Raw genomic sequence first — 698 nt, 5'->3', positions numbered from 1 at the left:
ACATTGCTTCCAGAAGAAAAAGAAGAAAAAAGAGCCACTCTTAAAAACGATGAAATAACTGAAAAGAGCAAAGACAACGCATCCATTCAAACAAAGAAAAAAGAACAAGCCCATTTTTCACCGTGGATTGCCCCTCATGCTTTACATGACAGCGTTGAAGTTATGCCCCAAAGTTTGCAAGAACAAGAAAAAGAACAAATGGCACAACCAATTGCTCAATCGGCTTCCGCTATGAGGCAAATGCAAAAAGATTTTCAAAAAAACATTTTACAGAGCAGTAATACAGCGACAAATAATCCAATATCTGTCAAAATGACAAAGGAAACACGCTCTGATCATCAAGAAAGAACAAAACAGCCCCCAAAAAAAGCAATGGTATACTGGGATACTGGTACAAGAAAAACGGACACCGTCCCTCTCACCTTACAGGAGAAATTATCATCACCGCCTGAAACCGAAGAAAATAAGACAATGTACCGTAATTTCTTTTGCCCTAATAGTATCACCTTAAAAAATAAATATGGTATAAAAGACTATAAAAAATTAAAAGTGCAATGTGCCCATGATACAACAAAAGCAATCATTCATCTACGCCAAGAAGCGCCACCGCAAAAACTAACTTCCACATATCTCCAATATATTCATCACACCCTATTTAAAAATACTTTTGAATGGGCCGGACAAACACGCGAAAAACC

The 698-nt window shown here is 37.2% G+C and carries 1 pseudogene; it reads left to right on the top strand.

Annotated features, from left to right (window positions below):
* Window positions 1–698 (top strand): annotated as a pseudogene (locus tag ACFIL8_RS12870) (restriction endonuclease); the annotation flags it as partial.

Origin of the sequence: Bartonella sp. AP57NXGY (genome assembly GCF_042195805.1) — a bacterium.
In the GTDB taxonomy this organism is placed as follows: Bacteria; Pseudomonadota; Alphaproteobacteria; order Rhizobiales; family Rhizobiaceae; genus Bartonella.
Note: the sequence above shows the minus strand (reverse complement) of the source record. Positions and strands in the feature narration are given on the sequence as shown.